General features: G+C 27.4%; 5 protein-coding genes. 3 read left to right on the forward strand and 2 right to left on the reverse strand.

The features are described from left to right. The first annotated feature begins 209 nt into the window (after positions 1-209). From QZZ48_RS14980 to QZZ48_RS14990, 3 genes are all read left to right on the forward strand, one after another. Complete coding sequence (locus QZZ48_RS14980) at positions 210-1,028, forward strand: hypothetical protein (protein WP_294967062.1); 819 nt, start codon at positions 210-212, stop codon at positions 1,026-1,028. A 466-nt stretch (positions 1,029-1,494) separates the two neighbouring features. Then, positions 1,495-2,388, forward strand: a complete 894-nt coding sequence (locus QZZ48_RS14985; protein ID WP_294967063.1) for an O-antigen ligase family protein — start codon at positions 1,495-1,497, stop codon at positions 2,386-2,388. Further along, positions 2,381-2,611, forward strand: coding sequence for a WGR domain-containing protein (locus tag QZZ48_RS14990; RefSeq protein ID WP_294967064.1), 231 nt, complete (start codon positions 2,381-2,383; stop codon positions 2,609-2,611). Before QZZ48_RS14985 ends, QZZ48_RS14990 begins: the two co-directional genes overlap by 8 nt. A gap of 1 nt (position 2,612) precedes the next feature. Here the strand turns inward: QZZ48_RS14990 and QZZ48_RS14995 are convergent, their stop codons facing one another. Together QZZ48_RS14995 and QZZ48_RS15000 are read right to left on the reverse strand one after the other, a co-directional pair. Continuing rightward, on the reverse strand, positions 2,613-2,834 hold the full coding sequence (locus tag QZZ48_RS14995) for a hypothetical protein (RefSeq protein ID WP_294967065.1): 222 nt from the start codon (positions 2,832-2,834) through the stop codon (positions 2,613-2,615). Between the two features lie 268 nt (positions 2,835-3,102). Next, entirely contained in the window at positions 3,103-3,294 is a 192-nt protein-coding gene (locus QZZ48_RS15000; RefSeq protein ID WP_294967066.1) for a hypothetical protein, read from the reverse strand. Between the last annotated feature and the right edge of the window lie 144 nt (positions 3,295-3,438).

Here is a 3,438-nt window from a genome sequence, read left to right on the forward strand (position 1 = left end):
CCCCTGAACATTCTCTAAATTTTTCATATATTCTTAGTATAAATAAACTTATAAATGTACAAATTTTACTTCTAATTGGAGTATATAAGTTGACTTTTTTTATAAACTTTTGCATAAATCCTCTTTCTTTAATACACATTTTACTCATTTTATATAAAATTAAACTAAAACACACTATTATATTAATAACACATAAGGAAGCAAATATAATGAATAAATTACTTCAAATAAAGTCAAATATAGAGAGTTTAGAATCAGAGTTTTATACATTTTCTTCTCTCTATAATTTGCATATTATAGAGGTAAAAAATACTTTTTCTCATTCAATATTGGAAGCTTATGAAGACACTTTTAAGGATGAATTCAATGTAGCTACGTTGTTCAATAGTAATCAGATTATCTTCTATTATACTCCTGATAAGAGGTCTAAAATTATAAATATGTCGCTCAATATGTTTCACAATATATGGAAAATATTTTTAAAAAAGATTGAAGCCATGAGTATTGTAAATATATCTAATGAGTTCTATCAGTCTTTCAAAGATAAAGATTTCACAAGTGTAACAATAAAAAAGGTATCATCTGCTAACGTATATTTTAAACTTCAAGAGACAAGCACTTTACATTCTCGTAATCTTGAATTTTCATATAAACCAAGGAATTTAAAAGAAAGAGAATTTATACTTAAAAACAATGATATATGGTTGCATATATCATCTTCTTTACGTTCCAAACTGCTAAATAACAAAGAAAAAATAGCAGTGCTATCAATGCCAATGGTTATTAAAACAAACCCTTTTAGCGGAGCATTTACACATAAAATTGTTTTTGATTTAACGAGCAAGATCAAAGCTAAAAGTTCGGACAAAATTGATATAAAAATTGTTAATGTAAATGAAATCAAAAAAATAGTTACACTTAAGATAGATATATTTCTGCCTATCTCATTTATGGACTACATAAAAGAATACGTTAGTAACAATACACTTTATGAGGTTATATTTGCTAATATTAAACAAGAAAAATAACGCTTTATTCATATTATTTATCATTGTATTTATGTCGCATTTTCTCTTATCAAATATAATCTTCGATACATATACATTTGATAGAATAATTATTACGATAGTCTTGTCTTTATTTATACTCTACCAAGTACTCTTCAATTCGCAGGCAATAAAGTCTTTTATTTTTTATAAAAATTTAATTATTTTGTATTTCCTATTCACTGTTTTTCAAGCATATTTTTCTGCATATATTGATAATGGTTTTGAACAAAGTCAACAACTATTTATATCTTTTTCTTTTTTATTAACTTGCATATCTTATATGATATTAAAGGGTAAAAAATATACACTTTACTCTTTTTTACGTTTTACTGCAGCAGTAACACTTATGTATACTTTATTTATATTAGGAAATGTAATTTATGCAGATCAAACTTTAAATGAGGTTATATTTCTTTATTTTAAGAACATTAGGGTGTTAAATCACTTGCAAACTGTCATTGTCCCCTCTTTAGGATTACTTCTTCTTCTTTTAAAGAATAAACCAGATAAAGCTTTCGTGCTAATATTGCTAACAATAAATTTTATGCTACTTCTTCATACTGGAGCTAGGGGAAGCTTATACTCTATTTTTGGTGCTTTTCTGCTTCTTTATATAACTAATTTTTACTCTAAAAAAATTAAGTTTAATATGCATCTAATTACTGTTACTTTTTTTATTAGTGTAATATTGTATTTTATTGCTCAATATATATTTAGTGTAGGTGGTCATTCTAATCATATCTCTAGTTTAGAATCGAGTGGACGAATTAAAATATACTTGACTCTTCTTCCTATGATTACAGACATTAATTACCTTTTTCACGCAATAGGGTTCTCCTCACAAGATTTAGCTGTTACGCGTTTCTTACATCCCCATAACATACTGCTTTATGCCTTTTTAGGAAGCGGGACAATTGGCTTGATAGCTTTTAGTAGTATTTTGTTTTATTATGCAAAAAATATAATCACTAAATATTTCAGTTCTTTGAATCTAATCAAAAGATATCTATTGACAATACTAGTTTCTTTATTCGTACACTCGTTAGTTAGTGGGATTTATATCACGCCTTTAACCTCAATTATGGCATTGTATTTTTTCTTAATATTCCAGAGATATTACTTTCCTCAGAGAATTACCTTAGAGTTGTCAGGATCTAAATTATTAATTAATGGTCTCTTTGTAATTTCAATTGCGGCCACAGCACCGATTCTAATGATTACAAGTATTGAGGATATGAATAAGTATAGTTACAGAGTTAAAGATTCTAACACCACTCATTCCTATCATCCAGGTGTCATGCTTGGTACTGATCTTATTTTTGAGGTTAACAATGACTGAGTATCAAAAGCTATTACAAAGAGAAGTGAATGGCAGATTGAGATACTATAAAATATCAATATACCCAACTCTATTTGATGAATACCTACTTGAACGAGAGTTTGGTAGCTTCAAAAACAAAAAACCTACTCGAATTATTAAAAAGTATTTTCAGAATTTAACTATAGCTCTTGATGAATTTAACGAAATCTACAGCACGAGAATTAAAAGAGGCTATATCTAATTTAACTAAAAAAAGTAATGCTAGTGGGTTTAAATAGTTTATAAGAAACTCTTAGAAGCAATAGAAGTTGTTCAGACTCCTTTGCTGCTGTTTTTTCTGATAATCGCTTCATTACTTCAGGCAAGTACTTGTAATCGTATTCTTTATTCCCCAAAGACATCCCCTCTTTTGTTATTTCTTCTCTTGTATAATAGTTTCTACTGAACTTTATTTTTATGCTCATGTCAGAATTTAATCTTATTTTGACAATTAATATGTTCATCATATTTCACCAATAAGATCACAATTTAATCCTTAATTTATTTAGTGTTTTAAACCCTCGCACAGCCCATCTTAGATGAGCCTAACGAAAGTTTGCAGTAATAGCGTACTTAGGTTTATTTGAAAATATTTTAGGGTAATAAAGTAATTTGTTCAACTAGGTATTAAAGCCGATGTTCCAGTACTTCTAGAATTCATTATTACACCCTTATTTTATTTTCTGACTAATATTAATTTTCTGTGTTTTTGCTTCTATCAAAAAGTAGATAGCCAACTACGAACCAAATAGCTAGAACAGTAACAGAAGTTAGTAATTCAACATCGTCTGAATATACTGTTCCTTTAAGAAATGTCAAATAACTATCAATTGAGCATACAAACGGGAAAAAAATCATCCATATGGTAAAGCTTAAGTTCTTCATCTAAAATCCTTATTTTAGTATCCCGAAACACTAGTGTTGGGTTTATTCATAAACTAGGTATTAACTATTTAATTTACTATTATTAATCCCAATGATATAGACTTTTATTAATAGTTAATATTTTACTATTAAAGAAATAGAGTT

The organism is Sulfurimonas sp. (genome assembly GCF_016744025.1).
Lineage (GTDB): Bacteria > Campylobacterota > Campylobacteria > Campylobacterales > Sulfurimonadaceae > Sulfurimonas.